The sequence below is a fragment of the Blastococcus goldschmidtiae genome (genome assembly GCF_031845325.1).
Lineage (GTDB): Bacteria > Actinomycetota > Actinomycetes > Mycobacteriales > Geodermatophilaceae > Blastococcus > Blastococcus goldschmidtiae.
Window position 1 is genome coordinate 42,194 of sequence record NZ_JAVREI010000018.1, and the last position, 18,367, is coordinate 60,560.

Annotated in this window: 20 protein-coding genes; 11 read left to right on the forward strand and 9 right to left on the reverse strand. The window is 73.8% G+C overall.

Features of this window, described 5'->3' with window-relative positions:
- Positions 1–170 precede the first annotated feature (170 nt).
- Both RM425_RS18930 and RM425_RS18935 read right to left on the reverse strand, forming a co-directional pair.
- A complete protein-coding gene (locus tag RM425_RS18930) occupies positions 171–1,418 on the reverse strand; it encodes a ribonuclease D (protein ID WP_449495092.1) in 1,248 nt (415 codons plus the stop codon).
- 83 nt (positions 1,419–1,501) lie between these two features.
- A complete protein-coding gene (locus tag RM425_RS18935) occupies positions 1,502–2,122 on the reverse strand; it encodes a DUF3000 domain-containing protein (protein WP_311346780.1) in 621 nt (206 codons plus the stop codon).
- 115 nt (positions 2,123–2,237) lie between these two features.
- On the opposite strand from RM425_RS18935, the gene hemE reads away from it, so the two are divergent.
- The 5 genes from hemE to hemQ all read left to right on the forward strand — a co-directional run bounded on the left by hemE (position 2,238) and on the right by hemQ (position 6,804).
- Positions 2,238–3,314: a uroporphyrinogen decarboxylase gene (gene hemE, locus RM425_RS18940; RefSeq protein ID WP_311346781.1), complete on the forward strand. Its 1,077-nt coding sequence runs from the start codon at positions 2,238–2,240 to the stop codon at positions 3,312–3,314.
- Positions 3,311–4,690 (forward strand): protoporphyrinogen oxidase, encoded by a 1,380-nt coding sequence (gene hemG / locus RM425_RS18945; protein WP_311346782.1) that lies wholly within the window; start codon positions 3,311–3,313, stop codon positions 4,688–4,690. The genes hemE and hemG overlap by 4 nt, the downstream gene beginning before the upstream one ends.
- Before the next feature lie 53 nt (positions 4,691–4,743).
- Positions 4,744–5,712, forward strand: a complete 969-nt coding sequence (locus tag RM425_RS18950) for a hypothetical protein (protein ID WP_311346783.1) — start codon at positions 4,744–4,746, stop codon at positions 5,710–5,712.
- Positions 5,713–5,781: 69 nt separating this feature from the next.
- The gene (locus tag RM425_RS18955; protein ID WP_311346784.1) at positions 5,782–5,940 is read left to right on the forward strand and encodes a hypothetical protein; all 159 of its coding nucleotides are present in this window, start codon (positions 5,782–5,784) and stop codon (positions 5,938–5,940) included.
- A 135-nt stretch (positions 5,941–6,075) separates the two neighbouring features.
- The gene (gene hemQ / locus RM425_RS18960) at positions 6,076–6,804 is read left to right on the forward strand and encodes a hydrogen peroxide-dependent heme synthase (RefSeq protein ID WP_311346785.1); all 729 of its coding nucleotides are present in this window, start codon (positions 6,076–6,078) and stop codon (positions 6,802–6,804) included.
- Between the two features lie 113 nt (positions 6,805–6,917).
- On the opposite strand, the gene msrB is transcribed toward hemQ, so the two are convergent.
- From msrB to RM425_RS18975, 3 genes are read right to left on the reverse strand one after another with little or no spacing between them, the layout of a single operon-like run.
- Positions 6,918–7,340 (reverse strand): peptide-methionine (R)-S-oxide reductase MsrB, encoded by a 423-nt coding sequence (gene msrB / locus RM425_RS18965; RefSeq protein WP_311346786.1) that lies wholly within the window; start codon positions 7,338–7,340, stop codon positions 6,918–6,920.
- Positions 7,341–7,381: 41 nt separating this feature from the next.
- Positions 7,382–8,032: a response regulator transcription factor gene (locus RM425_RS18970; protein ID WP_311346787.1), complete on the reverse strand. Its 651-nt coding sequence runs from the start codon at positions 8,030–8,032 to the stop codon at positions 7,382–7,384.
- A 2-nt stretch (positions 8,033–8,034) separates the two neighbouring features.
- Positions 8,035–10,203 carry a sensor histidine kinase gene (locus RM425_RS18975; protein WP_311346788.1) on the reverse strand — a complete coding sequence of 723 codons (2,169 nt, stop codon included), beginning with the start codon at positions 10,201–10,203 and terminating at the stop codon, positions 8,035–8,037.
- A 178-nt stretch (positions 10,204–10,381) separates the two neighbouring features.
- Here RM425_RS18975 and RM425_RS18980 point away from each other — a divergent pair, with 178 nt between their 5' ends.
- A complete protein-coding gene (locus RM425_RS18980) occupies positions 10,382–11,029 on the forward strand; it encodes a hypothetical protein (RefSeq protein ID WP_311346789.1) in 648 nt (215 codons plus the stop codon).
- An 80-nt stretch (positions 11,030–11,109) separates the two neighbouring features.
- Entirely contained in the window at positions 11,110–11,574 is a 465-nt protein-coding gene (locus RM425_RS18985) for a hypothetical protein (RefSeq protein WP_311346790.1), read from the forward strand.
- Between the two features lie 74 nt (positions 11,575–11,648).
- Here the strand turns inward: RM425_RS18985 and RM425_RS18990 are convergent, their stop codons facing one another.
- Together RM425_RS18990 and RM425_RS18995 are read right to left on the reverse strand one after the other, a co-directional pair.
- Positions 11,649–11,852 (reverse strand): cold-shock protein, encoded by a 204-nt coding sequence (locus RM425_RS18990; protein WP_014377016.1) that lies wholly within the window; start codon positions 11,850–11,852, stop codon positions 11,649–11,651.
- Positions 11,853–11,976: 124 nt separating this feature from the next.
- Positions 11,977–12,408, reverse strand: a complete 432-nt coding sequence (locus tag RM425_RS18995) for a hypothetical protein (protein WP_311346791.1) — start codon at positions 12,406–12,408, stop codon at positions 11,977–11,979.
- 238 nt (positions 12,409–12,646) lie between these two features.
- Between RM425_RS18995 and RM425_RS19000 the strand changes: the two genes are divergently transcribed.
- Positions 12,647–12,850, forward strand: a complete 204-nt coding sequence (locus RM425_RS19000) for a hypothetical protein (protein ID WP_311346792.1) — start codon at positions 12,647–12,649, stop codon at positions 12,848–12,850.
- 238 nt (positions 12,851–13,088) lie between these two features.
- Positions 13,089–13,646, forward strand: a complete 558-nt coding sequence (locus RM425_RS19005; RefSeq protein ID WP_311346793.1) for a PilZ domain-containing protein — start codon at positions 13,089–13,091, stop codon at positions 13,644–13,646.
- A 691-nt stretch (positions 13,647–14,337) separates the two neighbouring features.
- Here the strand turns inward: RM425_RS19005 and RM425_RS19010 are convergent.
- A complete protein-coding gene (locus tag RM425_RS19010; protein ID WP_311346794.1) occupies positions 14,338–14,667 on the reverse strand; it encodes a MazG nucleotide pyrophosphohydrolase domain-containing protein in 330 nt (109 codons plus the stop codon).
- 3 nt (positions 14,668–14,670) lie between these two features.
- Positions 14,671–15,030, reverse strand: a complete 360-nt coding sequence (locus RM425_RS21725; RefSeq protein ID WP_396137070.1) for a hypothetical protein — start codon at positions 15,028–15,030, stop codon at positions 14,671–14,673.
- 119 nt (positions 15,031–15,149) lie between these two features.
- On the opposite strand from RM425_RS21725, the gene RM425_RS19020 reads away from it, so the two are divergent.
- Both RM425_RS19020 and RM425_RS19025 read left to right on the forward strand, forming a co-directional pair.
- The gene (locus RM425_RS19020) at positions 15,150–17,618 is read left to right on the forward strand and encodes a molybdopterin oxidoreductase family protein (protein WP_311346795.1); all 2,469 of its coding nucleotides are present in this window, start codon (positions 15,150–15,152) and stop codon (positions 17,616–17,618) included.
- Positions 17,615–18,097: a hypothetical protein gene (locus RM425_RS19025; RefSeq protein WP_311346796.1), complete on the forward strand. Its 483-nt coding sequence runs from the start codon at positions 17,615–17,617 to the stop codon at positions 18,095–18,097. The genes RM425_RS19020 and RM425_RS19025 overlap by 4 nt, the downstream gene beginning before the upstream one ends.
- Positions 18,098–18,367: the final 270 nt, after the last annotated feature.

Below are 18,367 nucleotides of genomic sequence, written 5' to 3' on the forward strand. Positions count from 1 at the left end.
GACGGCGCAGGGATCCTCGCCGTGTCGTAGCGGGCTTCGCCATCAGCGGAGCGGCGCCGTCCATGGTTACGGCCGCACGGCGTCGTCCTCCCTCACGGTGGAGCGACCTCCTTCACCGTGCACCATGAGGGAGGACGCGTTGGGATCAGGGAACCTGATCCCAGCGGCGGTCAGGCGCGGGTCGCCGCGTCGGTCAGCAGGTCGGCGGTCAGGTCGACCTGCCACTCCCGCGCCCCGCCGGCCCGCAGCGCCGCGACGACCGCGTCGCGATCGCGCGGCTCGGGCGGGTGCCACATGAGCCGGCGCACCAGGTCGGGGGAGACCACGTTCTCGACGGGGACGGCGTGCTTCTCCGCCACCTCGGCCAGGCCCGCCCGTGCCGCCTGCAGCCGGGTGGCCGCCGCGGGATCGCGGTCGGCCCACCGGTTCACCGGCGGAGGGCCGTCGCCGGTCCGGCTGTGCGGGGGCAGCTCGTCCTCGGGGACCTCCTTGCCGCGGACCAGCGCCTGGAACCAGTGCGCGACCAGCCGCCGGTTGGCCCGTCCCCGGAACACCGGCAGCTCCAGGAGGGCACCCTCGTTCCGGGGGTCGGCCTGCACCGCGGACACCATCGCCGAGTCCGGCAGCACGCGTCCCGGGGCGACGTCCCGACGGCGGGCGAGCTCGTCGCGCGCCTCCCACAGCGCGCGCAGCATGCCCAGCTGGCGGCGGCTGCGCAGCCCGTGCACCCCGGACGTGCGCCGCCAGGGGTCGACCCGGGGCGCAGGGGGACCGGCGGCGAGGATCGCCTCGAACTCCTGGCGCGCCCACTCGGTCTTGCCCTGTTCCGCGAGGATCGCCGCCAGCGCGTCGCGCAGGTCGACCAGCACCTCGACGTCGAGGGCGGCGTAGACCAGCCACTCCTCGGGCAGGGGGCGGGTGCTCCAGTCGGCGGCCGAGTGGCCCTTCTGCAGCGAGAAGCCGAGCAGCGACTCCACGACCGCGCCCAGCCCGACGCGGGGCAGCCCGGCCAGCCGGGCGGCCAGCTCGGTGTCGAACAGCTTGGCGGGGACCAGCCCGATCTCGGCGAGGCACGGCAGGTCCTGGTTGGCCGCGTGCAGCACCCACTCGGCGTCGGCGATCGCCTCCTGCAGCACCGACAGGTCGGGCAGGGGAACGGGGTCCACCAGGCCGGTGCCCGAGCCGTTGCGCCGCAGCTGCACCAGGTAGGCCCGCTGGCCGTAGCGGTAGCCGGACGCGCGCTCGGCGTCGACGGCGACCGGCCCGGACCCCTCGCGGAGCGCCTGGGCGTACTCCACCAGCTGCGTGGAGTTCTCGATGGTCGGCGGCAGGCCGTCGCGGGGAGCGAGCAGCGGGACGGCGGTGGACTCCTCCGCGGCGTCGTCGGTCGCCGGCCGGGGAGTGGGCTCGGTGCTCAGTTGCCGTCCACCTTCTCGCCGGTCCGTGCGGGCGGGGGCCCGTCTGCTGGAACCGATGTTAGAGAGTCCCGCCGCAGGACCGGTCAGCGACTCTCCCCACCCGGCCCGAGCAGGTGCACCCCGGGCGGCGGCAGCCCGGCCGCGTTGGCCAGCACCTGGAGCCACGCCTGCAGGTGCTGGTCCAGTGCGGTGTCCCCGGCCGTCCAGGACGCGCGCATCTCGACGTCGACCGAGTGCTCGGGGCCGGCCAGCTCGCCGAACCGGGTGGAGGCCGTGCGGGTGACCGTGCCGCCGACGGTGGTGTGCACGGCGCCGGACTCGGTCAGCGCGTCGGTGAGCCAGCTCCAGGCCACCTCGGAGAACATCGTGTCGTCGACGAGCTCCTCGTCGGTCTCCGCCGACAGGTACCCGACGCACCGGGTGGTCCCCTGCCACGTCTCGTGGCCCGCCGGGTCGTGCAGGACGATGAACCGCGCGCTGGCGATCTCGACGTCCTCGTCTCCGTCCCGCTCGCTCACCGACGCGCCGACGGCGTGGGCGTACGGGGCCAGCCGCTGGGGAGCCGGGATGCTCTCGAGCACGATCTCCGGGCGGGCGCGGACCCGCGCCAGCGCCTCCAGGGCGGCCCGGAACGCCACGGGGACCTCGTCCCCGTGCCCGTCCTTGCCTCTGTTCCCGGCGTTGGCCAGGAGATGCGGCTCCACGTGCGCAGGGTAGGTCGCCGTCTAGCACATCGCGTCCGACGCGCCGCAGAGGCGCCCGACTCCCGGTCGACGCGCCGGGGACGTGCCCGGCGGCCGTCTGGGAGGATCGACCCCCGTGAGCCTCGCCCCCGCCCCGGTCCCCCCGACGTCCCCGGCCGAGTCCGACCTCGTCCGCGCCGCCCGGGGCCTGCCGGTCAGCCGCACCCCGGTCTGGTTCATGCGCCAGGCCGGCCGGTCGCTGCCGGAGTACCGCAGCCTGCGCGCCGGCACGGTGATGCTCGACGCCTGCCAGGACCCCGACATGGTCACCGAGATCACCCTGCAGCCGGTCCGCCGGCACGGGGTCGATGCGGCGATCCTCTTCTCCGACATCGTGCTGCCGCTGGTGGTGGCCGGGATGGACGTCGAGATCAAGCCGGGCATCGGCCCGGTGATCGACGAGCCGGTCCGCTCGGTGGCCGACGTCGATGCGCTGCCGTCGCTGGAGCCCGAGGCGCTGGGCTTCCTGCAGACGGCGGTGCGCCAGCTGGTCGCCGAGCTGGGTGCCACCCCGCTGATCGGGTTCGCCGGTGCGCCGTTCACCCTCGCGACCTACCTGATCGAGGGCGGCCCCTCCAAGGAGCACGCCCGCACCAAGGCGTTCATGTACGCCGAGCCCGAGGCCTGGGGCCGGCTGCTGGACAAGCTGGCGGTGTCGGCGGCCATCTTCCTGCGGGCCCAGGTCGATGCCGGCGCGGCCGCGGTCCAGCTGTTCGACTCGTGGGCCGGCGTGCTGTCGGCGGCCGACTACGCGGAGCGGGTGCTGCCGCACTCGCGGGCGGTCTTCGACGGGCTCGGCGACCGGGAGCGCGGCGAGCGCGACGTCCCGCGCATCCACTTCGGGGTGGGCACCGGCGAGCTCCTGCCGCTCATCGGTGACGCCGGTGCCGACGTCGTCGGCGTCGACTGGCGCATCCCGCTCGACGAGGCCGCCCGCCGCGTCGGCCAGCAGCGCTCGCTGCAGGGCAACCTGGACCCCGCCGTCCTGCTGGCCGACCGGGCCACCGTCGACCGCGAGGTGCGCCGGATCGTCGAGCAGGGCAAGGCCGCCCGGGGGCACATCTTCAACCTGGGCCACGGCGTGCTGCCCGACACCGATCCCGGTGTGCTCACGCACGTGGCCGAGTTGGTCCACGAGCTGACCGCCTCATGACGGCCCGTCGCCGTCTCGTCGTCGTCGGGGCCGGCATCACCGGCCTGGCCGCTGCGTTCGAGTGGCGGCGCCGCCGGCCGGACGACGAGATCGTCGTCCTGGAGGCCGGTGACCGGATCGGCGGCAAGCTGCACCGCATCGAGCTGGCCGGGCGCTGGTACGACACCGGCCCGGAGGCGATGCTGGCCCGCGTCCCGGAGGCGGTGGCGCTGGTCGAGGCGCTGGGGCTCGGCGGCCGGCTGGTCGCGCCCGCCACCACGCAGGCCTCGGTGGTCCTGCCCGACGGACGCCATCCGCTGCCGGCCGGCACCGTGCTCGGGGTGCCCGCCTCGGCCGACGGGCTCGAGGGCTTCCTGTCCGCCGACGGCGTCGCCCGGGTCCGGGCCGAGGCCGACCTGCCGCCGGTCCGGCCCGACGGTGACGTCGCCGTCGGCACCCTCCTGCGTGCACGGCTGGGCGACGAGGTGGTCGACCGGCTGGTCGAGCCGCTGCTCGGCGGGGTGTACGCCGGCCGGGCCGACGAGCTCTCGCTGCAGGCCACGATGCCGGCCCTCGCCGCGCACCTGCCGGCGGCCGGATCCGTGCTCGGAGCCGCGGCCGCCGCCCGGGACGCGGGGACCCGCAGCCGGGGGGACGCCGACGGCCCCGTGTTCGTCACCGTCTCCGACGGCATCGGCTCGCTGCCGGCGGCGCTGGTCGCCGCCGCGGGCGCGGAGGTCCGGCTGCGCACGCCGGCGCACGGCCTGCGGCGCACGGCGGACGGCTTCGAGCTCTCGGTGGGTTCGGCCGCCGAGCCCGAGCGGCTGACCGCCGACGCCGTCGTCGTCACCGCCCCGGCCGGCAAGGCGGCCCGGCTGCTCCGCGAGGTCGTGCCGGGCGCGGTCGAGCCCCTGCGGGGCATCCCGTACGCGTCGATGGCCGTGGTCGCCATGGCTTTCCCGGCGCAGGAGGTCGCCGCCGGGTCGGGGCTGCTCGTGCCCCCCGTGACCGGCCGGCTGGTCAAGGGCGTGACCGTCTCGTCGGCGAAGTGGCCGCACCTGGCCGGCGGGGCGGCCCTGCTGGTCCGCTCGTCGGTCGGCCGGTTCCGCGCCGAGAGCGACCTGCAGCGGGACGACGACGAGCTCGTCGCCGCCGTGGCGGACGACGTCGCCGACCTGCTCGGCCTCGCCCGTCCCGAGCCGCTGCAGACCGCGCTCGTCCGCTGGGGCGGTGGGCTGCCGCAGTACCTGGTGGGCCACCCGGGCCGGGTCGCCGCGGTGCGTGCGGCCGTCGCCGAGGTACCTGGCCTCGAGGTCGCCGGCGCCGCCTTCGACGGCGTGGGGGTGCCCGCCTGCATCCGCGACGCGCAGCGCGCGGTCACCGCACTGCTCGGCTGACCCGGGCGGACCGCCGGTTGCCGACTCCGCCCCGCGCGACGAGGGTCGGGGTCATGACCGGGACCTTTCTCCGCGGCTTGGCGGCCGGCGCTGCCGGCACCGTCGCGCTCGACGCCGTCAGCTACCTGGACATGGTCGTGCGCGGTCGCCCCGCCAGCCCCGTGCCCGGGCAGATCGTCGACGCCGTGGCCGAGCGCATCGGACGCCCGGTGCCCGGCACGGGCGCGACCCGGGAGTCGCGCCGGTCCGCGCTCGCGACACTGGCCGGGCTCGCCAACGGGCTCGGCGTCGGCGTGCTCGCCAGCGCCGTCCGCTCGTACGGCGTGCGCTTCCCGGCCCCCGTGGGTGCGGTGCTCGCCGGCGCGGCGTCGACGGCCGCCACGGACCTGACCGTCGCAGGCCTCGGCATCAGCGACCCGCGTACCTGGTCGGCCGGCGACTGGGCGGCCGACGCCGTGCCGCACCTGGCCTACGGGACGGCGGTGCAGGCGGTGCTGGAGTCGGCGCCCACCGACCGGGAGAACCGCACGCCGCGCCGGCCGGCGGGGGCAGGGGTGCTGCTGCGTTCGGCCCTGCTGGGCCTGGCCGCGGGCAGCCGCAGCAGCCTGGGCTTCGCCGGGCCGGTCCTCACCGCACCCCGGGGACGCGGCCCGGGGCGTTCGGGCCGGGCGGCCAAGGTCGGGACGGCCGGTGCCGTCGCCCTCGAGCTGTGGGCCGACAAGCAGCCCGACGCGCCGTCCCGGCTCAGCGGCGCGGGACTGCCGGCGAGGCTGCTGGGTGGCGCCGAGGGGGGTGCGCGGCTGGCGACCAGGGCGGGCGCGAACGGGGCGCTCCCGGCGACGGTGGGTGCGGCCGCCGCGGCGGCGGGCTCCGTGGCCGGCGCGGCCTGGCGCCGGTGGGCCACCGGCCGGCTGCCGGCCCTGCCGGCGGCGCTGGTCGAGGACGCGGTGGCCGTGGCGCTGGCGGCGCTGGCGTGCCGTCCCGGGCGCACCCGTCCTGCCCTCGTGGTGGTGCCCCGCTGACCGGTACGGGTGGCGGGCGCCACGGGCGTCGCCGGGCATCCCGGGAGGCGCCCCCGTGTTGAACCGGGCGTGAGCACCCAGCACGACCAGAACCGCCCGACCGCGCCCCGATCCCATCCCACCCCGCGCTGCCTCCGCCACCACGTCTGGCTGGCCGCCTGCGACGACTGCCGCGAGCAGCACGCCGGCCTCCTCCGCGGCCGGCGGAGCTCCTCCGCCGACCGCTGAGCACCCGGAGACGACGAGGGCGGGGAACCCGGGCCCCGCGAACCGCTCGAGGTCCCGGGACCCGCCCTCGCGGCGTCCTGCGGGGAGCGCCGACCGGGTCGCGGGCGGGTCCGCGGAACGGGGGATGATGGGCGCATGACCGAGCAGACCGACGCGCAGACCGAGGAACGCAGCATCGGGAAGCGGGCCAACGAGCTGAACTCGATGATCCGCTACACGATGTGGTCGGTGTTCCGCCTGAGCCGGCAGATGGCCGACGACGTGCGCACCACCGCCGCCGACGAGGCGACCGCGCTGCTCGAGGAGCTGGCCGGCAAGGACGTCGTCGTCCGTGGCGTCTACGACGTCGCCGGTCTCCGGGCCGACGCCGACGTCATGGTCTGGTGGCACGCCTCGACCCCCGACGCGCTGCAGGAGGCCTACACCCGCCTCCGCCGCACCGAGCTCGGCCGCCACCTGGACCCCGTCTGGTCGCAGATGGCGCTGCACCGGCCGGCGGAGTTCAACCGCAGCCACATCCCGGCGTTCCTCGCCGACGAGGAGCCGCGCCGGTACGTCTGCGTCTACCCGTTCGTGCGGTCCTACGAGTGGTACCTGCTGCCCGACGAGGAGCGGCGGGACATGCTCAAGGAGCACGGCATGCAGGCCCGGCCCTACCCCGACGTGCGGGCCAACACGGTCGCCTCGTTCGGGCTGGGCGACTACGAGTGGATGCTGGCCTTCGAGGCCGACGAGCTGCACCGGATCGTGGACCTGATGCGCGACCTGCGGGCCAGCCGCGCGCGCCGGCACGTCCGCGAGGAGATCCCGTTCTACACCGGCGTCCGCAAACCGATCGCCGAACTGGTCGCCGATCTGGCGTAATCGTCCATGGTCTGGCGATCGGCGTCGCGGGGGCCGGAGGCCTCCCGACGCCGATCGCGGACGCGCTCAGCGCACCCGGGGAACGGCTCCTGGCCGCGGTGTGATCCGGAGCATCACGATGTCGTGGCGGGCTGCAGCCGGACGCTGACACTGTTGATGCAGTAGCGGTCACCGGTCGGCGTCTGGGGGGCGTCGTCGAAGAGGTGGCCCAGGTGGCTGTGGCACGTGGCGCACAGCACCTCGGTGCGGAGCATCCCGTAGCTGCGGTCCTCGCGGAGGAGCACGTTGTCCTCGTTGGAGGCCTCGTAGAACGAAGGCCAGCCGCAGTGGGAATCGAACTTGGTCTCGGACGTGAACAGCTCGGCGCCGCACGCGCGGCACTCGTAGACGCCGACGGTCTTGGTGTCGACGTACTCACCGGTCCAGGCGCGCTCGGTGCCGGCCTGACGGAGCACCGCGTACTCCTCCGGCGTCAGCTGCGCGCGCCACTCCTCGTCGGTCTTCTGCACCTGGGGCTGCTGGGAGGAGGTCGTCATGTCCAGGAGAACGGACTCCGCCGGACCGCCATTCCCGCCGGTCAGCGGCCGAGCCCGGCGTCGCGGGCCCGCACGATCGCCTGGGCCCGGTCGGTGACCTGCAGCTTGGCCAGCACGTTGGAGACGTTGTTGCGGACCGTCTTCGGCGACAGGTACAGCGCGGCGGCGATCTGCGCGTTGGACCGCCCGGCCGCGACCAGGTCGAGCACCTCGCGCTCCCGGGCGGTGAGCTGCGGGAAGGCCGTCTCCGGGCCGGTCGGGCCGGCGCTGAAGAACTCGGCGATCCGGCGGGCGAGGGCGGCGCCGAACACAGCGCCACCGCCGGCCACCGTCGTGATCGCCCGGACCACCTCGTCCTGGTCGGCGCCCTTGAGCAGATAGCCGCGGGCCCCGGCGCGGACGGCGGAGAACACGGTGCCGTCCTCCTCGCTCATGGTCAGCACCACCACGCCGATCGAGGGCGACTCCGAGGTGATGGCCCGGGTGGCGGCGATCCCGTCCATCCCGGGCATCTGCACGTCCATGACGACGACGTCGGGCTGCTCCACCCGGGCGCACCGCACCGCCGCGGCGCCGTCGGCGGCGGTGCCGACGACGGCCAGGCCGGGCACCGAGCCGAGCAGCATCGCCAGGCCGTCCCGGTACACCGGGTGGTCGTCGACGACCAGCACGCGCAGCGGTTCCTCGTCCACGTTCACCCACCTCCCGCGGGCAGCACCGCCCGCACCACCGTGCCGCCGTCGGCCGGGCACTCGACCGTGCACGATCCGCCCAGCTCGGCGGCCCGCTCGCGCAGCGAGACCAGGCCGACGCCGGCCGGGGCGTCCTGCGGGATGCCGGCCCCGTCGTCGGTCACGCAGACCACGAGCGCGCCGGCGTCCCGCTCGAGCGCGACCTCCACCCGGGAGGCCCGTGCGTGCCGTGCGACGTTGGCCAGCGCCTCGGACGCGATGCGGTAGGCGGCGACCTCGACCGCCGCGGGCAGGTGGGCCCCGGCGCCGTCCCCGGTCAACGTCACCGTCACCTGCGGGGGGAGGACCCGCTCCGCCTGCTGGCGCACGGCCCCGGCGAGCCCGAGGTCGTCGAGCGCGGGCGGGCGCAGGTCGTGCACCAGCCGCCGCACGTCGGCCAGCGCGGCGGCCACGTCGTCGCGCGCCTGCCGCAGCAACCGGTCCGCATCCTCCGGCCGGCCGGCGGCCAGGTTCCGGGCGGTGTCGATCCGCAGCACCACCGCGCCGAGGCTGGGCCCCAGACCGTCGTGCAGGTCGCGGCGAAGCCGGCGGCGTTCCTCCTCGCGAGCGGCGACCAGTTGCTCGCGGCTGGCCTGGAGCTGGGCGGCGAGGGAACTGGCGCGCGCGGCGGCGGCGGCCTGCCGGACCACGTCGGCGAGCAGCCGCTCGTCCCGGGAGAGCAGCTGGGCCCGCACGCCGTGCCGGGGGAGCAGCAGCCGGCCGATGTCCTCCCCGCGGTAGGCGATCGGCAGCGACTGCACCGCTCCCGGGCGGCGGCCGTGCTCGGCCAGCAGGCGCTCACCGCCGGCGGACGTGACCTCGACCCCGACGTAGGGCGACCGGAAGGCCTCGGCCACCGCGGCCGCGACGGCCATGAGCTGCTGATCGGGCCCGTCGCTGCGCTCCAGCCGCTCCGCCAGGCCGGACACCACCCGGTAGGGGTCCTCCCGCTCGCCCAGCGCCCACCGCCGGACGATCCGCCACAGCGCCGCCCGCAGCGGCACGTAGCCGACGGCGACGACCAACAGCGTCACCAGCAGGGCGTTGCGCTCGTCGAAGCGGTCGCCGAGGAGCATCCCGGCGGTGCCGAGGACGAGCAGGTCGAGGACGACGACGCCGGCGGCGAGCCCGCCGTAGACCAGCGTGCCGCCCAGCAGCCGGTCGATGTCGACCGCCCCGGGCCGCAAGATGCCCAGGGTCACGGCCAGACCGGTCAGGCCGACGGCCACGGCGAGGTCGATGCTGACGGTGGTCGAGGGGAAGGCCAGCGCGACCACCATGACCAGCGCGTCGACGACGCCGGCCCACAGCAGCCAGCGCATCCGTCGCCGATCCTCGCCGGTGGCCGCCCGGAGCCGGTGCACGACGACGGCCAGGGGCAGCAGGATCCCGACGGCGCTGAGCGGGAAGGCCAGGTGCAGGAGCGGCAGCACCACGGCCTCGGGCAGCGGCAGGCTGGTCGGGTCCACCGCCAGGCCGCTGAAGACCTCCGGGAGCTGCGTCCCGGCCCGCTCGTCGAGGACGGCGGCCGGCGTGGTCACGACGAGCACGGGCAGGAGGGCGGTGCAGCCGATCGCGACCCAGGACACGGTGCGCCAGCGGCCGCCGGGGAGCCGGCCGTCCGGGTAGAGCAGCAGGAGCAGGGGCAGGCCGAACAGCAGGAACGCGCCGAACCGCTGCACGAACCAGAACGAGAACGAGGCACCGGGCAGCGGAGGGTCGCTCTGCACGGCGTAGGTGAGCCACGACGACGCCAGTCCGTCGAGCGCCCAGAAGAGCGCGGCACCGGCCACCACCCAGGAGACGGCGTTCCGCGGTGCGCGGCTCAGCAACAGCGCACCCGGGACGGCGAGCAGCAGACCGGAGAGCCCGATCTCCCAGCCCGTTCCCGAGTCGACCGCCGCGCGCGCCTCCGGCGGTGTGGCCAGGTCCAGGGCCGCGCTGCCGGCGACGGCGGCGATCGAGGCGGCCGCCACGATCCAGCCGAGGGCGGGCACGACCCGGCCCCGTACCGGTGACCCGCGCCCGGGCGCGGCCGGCGACCCTGCCGCGGGTGCGGCCGGGGGCCGCTCCGGAGGTGCGTCGGCGGAGTCCGCCGCGGGCGCGGCGACGACGGGCTCCCGGACCTCCACGGCGGGGATCATGCCGGGACGGGTGTCCCGGCGACCAGGGTCGCGGCGTCCCGATCCATCCGGGACACCGTCCGGGAGAGATCGCGCGCGCCGGCCCTGGCAGCCCGGGACGCCGGCCCACGACGGTTCTCCCCGGCGGTGCCACCGGGGCATCGCGCCCTGGCTCTCCGGAGGACCGATGACCATCAACACCAGCCCGCCGCCCGCCCGCACCGACACCGTGGTGGCGTCCGCCCCGTCGGCCACCGATCCGACCCTGCTCGTCCGGCTGGGCGGGCTGGCCATGGCGGCCGGTGCGGCCGCCTGGGCGCTCGGCACCGTGCTCACCTACGACATCGACCCGGTCGCCGGCGAGTACCCGCTGGCGTACAAGGCGAGCTCGCTGCTCTTCCAGCTGGGCCTGGTCGCGCTCGTCGCCGTCCAGCTGCGGACGCAGGCCACCGGCACCGGCCGGCTGGCCCGGGGCTTCCTGCACGCCGAGCACGTGATGCTCGGCCTGGCGATCGCGGCGTCCATCCAGTGGATGGTCGCCCCGGACCTCTCGGAGAACCCGTTCTTCCTGGCGCTGGACGCGTTCTGGCCGCTGTCGATGCTGGGCATGGCGGCGATCGGGATCCGCATCGCGATCGCCGGGCGGTGGCGGGGTCCGGCACGGGTCTGGCCGGCGGTCGCCGAGACGTGGGTGCTGGTGATGCTGCCGGTCTCCGGGCTGGCCAGCGTCGAGGTCGGGTCGTTCGTCGGAGCGGCCCACCTGCTGGTCGGCTACACGGCGCTCGGTGTCATCCTCGCCGTCCGGCCGCAGCTGACCGGCGTCCGCGACCGCTGAGGGCCTTCCCGTCGGTGCCCCGTCCCCCGTCCGGGGAGGCGGGGCACCGCCGTGCGCGCCCGGGCGGGGAGACTGGGCCGGTGACCTCCCCGCCGGCCCCTCTGCCCGATACCTGGTTCACCCGCGACCTGCCCGTCCTGCGGGCCATTGCCCGGCTGGTGGACGCCCCCGAGCACGGCGGCTCGCCCTACCTGCTCGGCGCGGTGGTCCCGGCCAGCGGGCTCCCCAAGGCCGACGTGCTCGTGGCGGCGAAGGCCCTGGCGTCCGCGGGCTACATCGAGCCGCTGACCAACCACGCGGGCGACATCGTGCGCATCACCGCGATCTCGGCGGAGGCGCGGCGGCTGGCGGGGCTCTGGCCGACGCCGCAGGGGGAGTGGGAGCGGCTGCTCGAGCAGCTGGCGGCACGGGCCGAGCGAACCCCGACCGAGGTGGAGCGGCAGCGCTGGCGGGCGTTCTCCGACGCGGCGGCCGCCGTCGGCCCGCACGACGGGGCGCTGCTCATGTCGGCGCTCATCGGCGGGTACGTGCCCCGCGCGCGCTGACCTGCCGGCACCGCGAACGACAGCGCCCCCGCCCGGTGTACCGGGCGGGGGCGCTGCACGTGCTGATCAGATGATCAGAGCGGGGTGACGTTCGCAGCCTGCGGGCCCTTCTGGCCCTGCTCGATGTCGAACGCGATCCGCTGGCCTTCATCGAGCGAGCGGTACCCGCTGGACTGGATGGCGGAGTAGTGGACGAACACATCAGGTCCGCCGCCGTCGGGGGTGGCGAAGCCGAACCCCTTCTCGGCGTTGAACCACTTGACAGTTCCTTCGGGCATTGCTCGCTCCTAGCTGAGGTGGTGCATCGGGGTCCTGCCATAGCGCAGGGCCTTCCCGACGTGAGAAGCCTAGCGGCTCGACCGCCCGTGCGACCAGGGATGTGTCGTCCGGCGCCGCTGGTGATCAGATCCGGCGGCCGGGGCGTTCCGGGAACGGTGGTGTCGGCCGGACGTCGTCGCCGTAGGAGGGACCGACGTAGGTGAACCCGGCCGGTGCCGGCTGCGCCGCGGTCGGCGCCGGGCCTATCTCCGCCGGCGGCTCCGGTGGAACGGTGCGCCAGGAGGTGACGCCGACGACCTCGGCGTCCGCCCAGTCCAGGTGCTCGGCGAGGGCCCGCTGCCGGCGCCATCTCGCCATCGACCGCGCCCAGCGCTCCAGACCGAGGCGCCCGGCCAGCAGCAGGCCGGCGGCGACGGCCAGGACGAGCAGCGAGTCGACCAGCGCCGCGGTGACCTCCAGCGCGCCCACGTCCTGCCAGCCGGCGGCCTCGAACTCGCGGGTCAGCATGATCAGGACGACGAGGGCGACCCCGTACGCCACCAGTGCACGCCTCATCCCCGCCTCCTCCGCTGGTCCGACGTCCCGACACCGACGTCCTGCCTTCGACCAGCGTTGCCCGGTATGCAGCGGGACAGGCGGCTCCGGGGCCGGCCCTCACCCCGACGGGGTACGGATGGGCCCGTCGGACCGGTCTTGCGGATTTCGTGCGGCTGCGTGGGGGCTGGCTCGTGGTGCGGGACGGACTGTCGATCCGCCGGTGAACCGGCACGCCCCCACTCCTGGAAGAGCCCCCATGCACCCCCTCGCCGCAGCCCCCGCCTCCGCCGCCGACGACCGCGCACTCGTGCCGCTGTGGACCATCGACGACCTGCAGGACGCCGACCTCGACCTGGTGCTGGCCGACCGGTTGGCCGAGTCCGCCGTCGCACTGCGCGCCGCCGCGGCCTCGGCCGCGCAGTCGCTGCGTGGAGCCCCCGGCTACCTGCTGGCCGGCTGACCGGGCCAGTCCGCGGCCAGAGGTAGCGCCGTGGCCGGGACCCGGACTGCGGAAGAATTATGAGCGGTCCTGGCCAGTTCCGCTCAAGTTCCTGCCGGAGGGACCGATGGAGGGTCGGCGACACGGTGTGGTCGCTACACATTGGTTCCGAGCGGAAGCCCCCATGACGGATCAGGACGCGAGCAGGCCGGAGGAGAGTTCGCGCGCTGACGTCACGCTCGTCGCCCGCGGTGTCACGGTGACCGCGAGCGTCGACGTCTCGACCGAGTTCACCATCGTGGTGCGCCCCGACGGCGAGGGCACCGCGTGGAAGACCTCGGTCAAGGACGGCGACCCGGTGGCGCTGTACTGGATCGGCGCCAACGAGGAGCGCACGCTGCCCGCGAAGATCGTCGAGGTGGAGCCCGGCGAGGAGGTGCGCTGGCACCTCGTGGCCACCGGGCCGGCCGAGCGGAGCCAGCGGCGGAAGGCGGTGCGCGGGCGCGTGACCTTGCCCGTGTACCTCCCGTGGGTCGACGGACAGCTGGTCGGTGAGACCGTCGACCTGAGCGAGGCCGGCGTGCGCGTGCTGGTCGACGGCTGGGGCCTCCCGCCGGAGCCGGGAACGCGCCTGGACATCGGCCTCACGCTGACCGACGAGGTCCTCCACCTCGGCGCAGACGTCGTGCGGCAGCAGGCCAACGGGCCGCGCTGGCTCATCTCCCTGAGCTTCGTAGACGTCGACGACCGGGACGCCGACCAGTTGCGCCGGCGCGTCTTCCAGGCGCTGCGGGAGGAGCGAGCCCTGGCCGAGTGACCGGTCAGCCGTCCACGGGGTCGGCCTTGCGCCCGGCTGGGCTGCACGCGCATCGGTTCGCCCGGCATCTTCGGGGTGCAGACCCGGGAATCGGTGTGTTGACCTGCAAAGACGCAGGTGGTCAGTGAGCGAAAGTCGGCAGGTTGTCGGGCGAACGCCTAGGGCAACCGCGCCGACCGTGCCTGTGACGGATCCTCCCGGTGCGGACGCCTGGAGAACCGCCGCCATGCCGCTCGTGCGGCGCGTCGTAGCTTGGCACGCACGACCGGAAGCTCCGCTCTCAACAGGGAGAGGCGGGCGGCGGTGTCGCATGCCTGACCTGGGGGGCATTCGAGCTGCCGTTCGCGGCGCATCGCGAGCACCTGCTGCTCGAACCTTCCGGGCTTGCTGGTGGGGACGTTTCTCGGGCGGCTCGAGCGGCTCTACAGTCCCGCGATGCCTCGGTACACCACCGGCGCCGCCACGTGCAGCCGGTGGCGTGGCTGACGCCCAGGTCGGTGGGACATGCACCACCGGCCGACCCGACATGACGTGCTGAAGCAGCAACCAGCGTCCTGGACCGACAGTTGCGGTTTGATCTGCGACACGAGACCTGCGGTGCAGTCCGTCTCAGACACACCGAGTACGTCCGCAGTCTCCCGCGTGGACAAGCCGCCACGCCGACTGTCAACAACGTCCCTGGTCACGACACCTAGGGCGTGTCTCGCAAGTCGTCGAGGTGTTGTGTGAGGGCGTGCATCGTGTCGGCGAAGGCGGTTTCCAGGTCGACGCCGTAGGTGTCGGCGAGGGTGAGGATGGCCCATAGGCAGTCCGCCAGTTCATGGGCCAACGCGTCGTCGAGGTCGTCGCGTGGCCGCACGCCGGCTTTGCCCTGCACGAGCTTCGCGAGGTCGCCGACGTCCCCGAGGAAGCCCAGCATGATCTCTTCGGCCGTCCACGAGCGTCCGTATCGCTCGCTCTCTACCTGCGCGTACTTCGCTCGCACTGCGCGTGCCGTGGCCTGCATCTCGATGAAGTGCATGCCTCATCGTGTGCCACGCGGACGGCGGGTGGTCGGGTCCGGCTCGCTCGTTCGGTCGGTGCGGAGCCAGGTGAGGATGGCGGCCAGGACGGCACCGCCGCGGTAGTTGACCGCGTGCTTGTCGCAGCGGGTGGCCAGGGCGCGCCACTGCTTGAGCAGGCAGAACGCTCGTTCGACGACGTTGCGGCCCTTGTAGGTCGCGGGGTCGTAGGTGACGGGGCGTCCGCCCGCGGATCCCCGGCGTTTGCGGTGGCCTTGCTGGTCGCGGGGTTCGGGGATGACCGAGACGATGCCCCGTCGGTGCAGCTCGGGCGTCGGGCGCGGCGCGGTACCCGCCGCGCTTGCCGAGCTCGCGTTCGTCATTCAACGGTCACGTGCACCGGCGCATAGGTGGCGGCTGAGCGGCAAGGGGTGGAGGGTCACCCGATGATGGCCGGCCTGTACAGCGCTGTGATGCGACGAGACCACATGGAGGAGTACCGATGGTGAAGGTCGACCGGATCGCGGGTCCGTGGGGTACACGCACGCCGTACGGGCCGGGGGAGACCTGGCCGAGCAGGGTTGACTCCTACCTGGCCGACGGGCTGACCGAGGAGGACATCGACCGCTGGGTCCAGTCGGCGACGATTCTGCACTCCAACGGTGACGCTCTGGACATCGCCGTGAAGGACGAGCGGATCGTGGGCGTCCGCGGTCGCGAGGTGGACCGGGTCAACCACGGCCGGCTCGGGCCCAAGGACCTGTTCGGCTGGCAGGCCAACAATTCCCCGGACCGGCTGACCAAGCCGCTGATCCGGCGGAACGGCAAGCTCGTCGAGACGGACTGGGACACCGCGATGAACGCCGTCGTCGGCCGGGCGAAGGACCTGCTCGAGGAGCAGGGGCCCAGTGCGATCAGCTTCTACACCACCGGGCAGCTGTTCCTGGAGGAGTACTACACGCTGGGCCTGATCGCCCATGGCGGCATCGGCACCAGCCACGTCGACGGCAACACCCGGCTGTGCACCGCGACCGCGGCGGCGGCGCTCAAGGAGACATTCGCCTGCGACGGGCAACCGGGCTCGTACACCGACATCGACCACGCCGACGTCATCGCGCTCTACGGGCACAACATGGCCGAGACCCAGACAGTGCTCTGGACCCGCGTGCTCGACCGGCTCGCCGGCCCCAACCCGCCGAAGGTGATCTGCGTCGACCCGCGGGAGACGCCGGTCGCCCGCGCCGCCACCGTGCACCTGGCCCCGCGGCCGGGCACGAACGTGATGCTGATGAACGCCCTGATCCACGAGATCATCGCCAATGGCTGGATCGACCGGCACTACATCGAGGCGCACACCGTCGGCTTCGCCGAGCTCGAGAAGCAGATGAAGGGCTATACCCCCGAGGTCGCTGCAGAGGTGTGCGACGTCCCTGCGGAGCAGATCCGGGAGGCCGCCCGCATCATCGGGACGGCGGAGCGGCTGCTCTCCACCGTCCTGCAGGGCTTCTACCAGGCGCACCAGGCATCGGCGGCCGCGGTGAGCGTCAACAACATCAACGTCATCCGGGGCATGCTCGGCAAGCCGGGCTGCGGGATCCTGCAGATGAACGGTCAGCCCACCGCGGAGAACACCCGGGAGGCGGGGGCGGACGGCGACCTGCCGGCGTTCCGCAACTGGTCAAACGACGAGCACGTCAAGGACCTCGCCCGGGTCTGGAACATCGACCCGATGCAGATCCCGCACTACTCGCCACCGACGCACATCATGCAGCAGCTGCGCTACATCGAAGAGGGCTCGATCCGCTTCATGTACGTGACGGCCACCAACCCGGCGGTCTCGCTGCCGGAGCTGCGCCGGATCCGGGAGCTGCTCGCCCAGGAGCGGCTGTTCCTCGTCGTCCAGGACATCTTCCTGACCGAGACTGCGCAGCTGGCCGACGTCGTCCTGCCCGCCGCGACGTGGGGAGAGAAGACCGGGACGTTCACCAACGTCGACCGCACCGTGCACCTGTCGGAGAAGGCGGTGGAGCCGCCCGGTGAAGCGAGGTCTGACCTGGACATCCTCATCGACTTCGCGCAACGGATGGGCCTCGAGGACAAGGACGGCCAGCCGCTGGTGAAGTGGACCGACCCCGAGGGCGCCTTCGAGGGCTGGAAGGAGTGCAGTCGCGGCCGGCCGTGCGACTACTCCGGCATGTCCTACGACAAGCTACGAGGTGGCAGCGGCATCCAGTGGCCGTGCAACGAGGAGCACCCCGACGGGACCGAACGGATCTACGTCGACGGGAAGTTCTGGGCTCAACCCGACTACTGCGAGAGCTACGGCCGGGACATGATCACGGGGGCGCCGGTCGAGAAGACCGAGTACAAGGCGCTCAACCCGACCGGCAAGGCGGTGCTCAAGGCGGCCGAGTACATCGGCCCGCACGAGCTGCCGAGCCAGGACTACCCGTTCCAGCTGATGACCGGCCGCACGCTGTACCACTTCCACACCCGCACCAAGACCGGCCGGGCGCCGCAGCTGAACGCCGCGGCGCCCGAGGTCTGGGTGGAGATGTCGGCGAGCGACGCCAGCGATCGCGGATTCGCCGAAGGTGACCTGCTGGAGGTCAGCACGCCACGCGGCCGGGTGCGGGCGCGACTTCGGATCAGTGGCATCCGGCCCGGGGCAATCTTCCTGCCGTTCCACTACGGCTACTGGGACGCCGAGGACGGCTCCCAGCCGAAGAAGAAGCACGATGGCCGGGCGGCCAACGAACTCACCCTGACCGACTGGGACCCGGTATCGAAGCAACCAATCTTCAAGACCGCGGCTGCTGCCGTGCAGCGGATCTCCAAGGCCGAGGGCCAGGTTTCCGCGGCGCCGACGACAACCGCCTCCGCCCCGGTCAGCGGCGCTGACGTACCAGCCACCACAGGCGGCGACGCAGCGCAGTCCGAGGAACTCATCATCACGGGGGGTCGGCCATGAAGCTGGACTTGGCGATCGAGGAACTGCACCGCTCCGAGAACCACCTGGTCACCGTGCTGACGTCCATGTCGGACAAGCACAAGTCCGACCACGAGGTCTTCTACGTCTGCCGGGACATGGCGAAGTGGTCTCGGCAGCACGTGGCCGAGCTGGCCCGTGTCGGACGGGACTTCGGGCTGAGACTGGAATCCGAGGCGTCGGGGGAGCCGGCCGTACTGGAGACGATGAAGCAGCGGGCCTCCGAGCTGACCGGTCGACGGTCCGTGCCCGGACTGCTGCTACTGGCCGACCTCCGGCACCTCTACCGCGAGGCGGCCGGCACCTCGGTGGACTGGGAACTGCTCGCCCAGGGGGCCCAGGGCGCCAAGGAACAGGAGCTGCTGGACGTGGCCGAGCGCTGCCATCCGGAGACCCTGCGGATTGCACGCTGGGCGAACTCCCACCTGAAGGTCACCTCGCCGCAGGTGCTCGCCAGCTGATGCCCCACCCGCGGGAGCGTTGACGGCCGCCGTCGGCAATGCTCACCCGTGCTTGTGACCGGCCTGAGCGGTCCGGCCGTACGTGGTGATGAGCCGTCCCACCAGACCGAAGCCCCCACCCGCTGTGGGCGGCGTTGAGCCGATGGCCAGCGGCGGTCGGCCGTGGCGTCGCTGCCGCGCACGTCACGGTGGCGAGCTTGCCGGCCGCGACATTCGTGGTCGCCGGTCGGCGGTCAGGACACCTGCTCACTCCGGATGGCAGCCCGTTCG

What these genes read in the sequence shown, in the direction of transcription:
- hemG (WP_311346782.1), top strand. Translation starts at nt 3,311, where the DNA reads ATGACGGCCCGTCGCCGTCTCGTCGTCGTCGGGGCCGGCATCACCGGC.
- RM425_RS18950 (WP_311346783.1), top strand. Translation starts at nt 4,744, where the DNA reads ATGACCGGGACCTTTCTCCGCGGCTTGGCGGCCGGCGCTGCCGGCACC.
- hemQ (WP_311346785.1), top strand. Translation starts at nt 6,076, where the DNA reads ATGACCGAGCAGACCGACGCGCAGACCGAGGAACGCAGCATCGGGAAG.
- msrB (WP_311346786.1), bottom strand. Translation starts at nt 7,340, where the DNA reads ATGACGACCTCCTCCCAGCAGCCCCAGGTGCAGAAGACCGACGAGGAG.
- RM425_RS18980 (WP_311346789.1), top strand. Translation starts at nt 10,382, where the DNA reads ATGACCATCAACACCAGCCCGCCGCCCGCCCGCACCGACACCGTGGTG.
- RM425_RS18990 (WP_014377016.1), bottom strand. Translation starts at nt 11,852, where the DNA reads ATGCCCGAAGGAACTGTCAAGTGGTTCAACGCCGAGAAGGGGTTCGGC.
- RM425_RS18995 (WP_311346791.1), bottom strand. Translation starts at nt 12,408, where the DNA reads ATGAGGCGTGCACTGGTGGCGTACGGGGTCGCCCTCGTCGTCCTGATC.
- RM425_RS19000 (WP_311346792.1), top strand. Translation starts at nt 12,647, where the DNA reads ATGCACCCCCTCGCCGCAGCCCCCGCCTCCGCCGCCGACGACCGCGCA.
- RM425_RS19010 (WP_311346794.1), bottom strand. Translation starts at nt 14,667, where the DNA reads ATGCACTTCATCGAGATGCAGGCCACGGCACGCGCAGTGCGAGCGAAG.
- RM425_RS21725 (WP_396137070.1), bottom strand. Translation starts at nt 15,030, where the DNA reads ATGACGAACGCGAGCTCGGCAAGCGCGGCGGGTACCGCGCCGCGCCCG.
- RM425_RS19020 (WP_311346795.1), top strand. Translation starts at nt 15,150, where the DNA reads ATGGTGAAGGTCGACCGGATCGCGGGTCCGTGGGGTACACGCACGCCG.
- RM425_RS19025 (WP_311346796.1), top strand. Translation starts at nt 17,615, where the DNA reads ATGAAGCTGGACTTGGCGATCGAGGAACTGCACCGCTCCGAGAACCAC.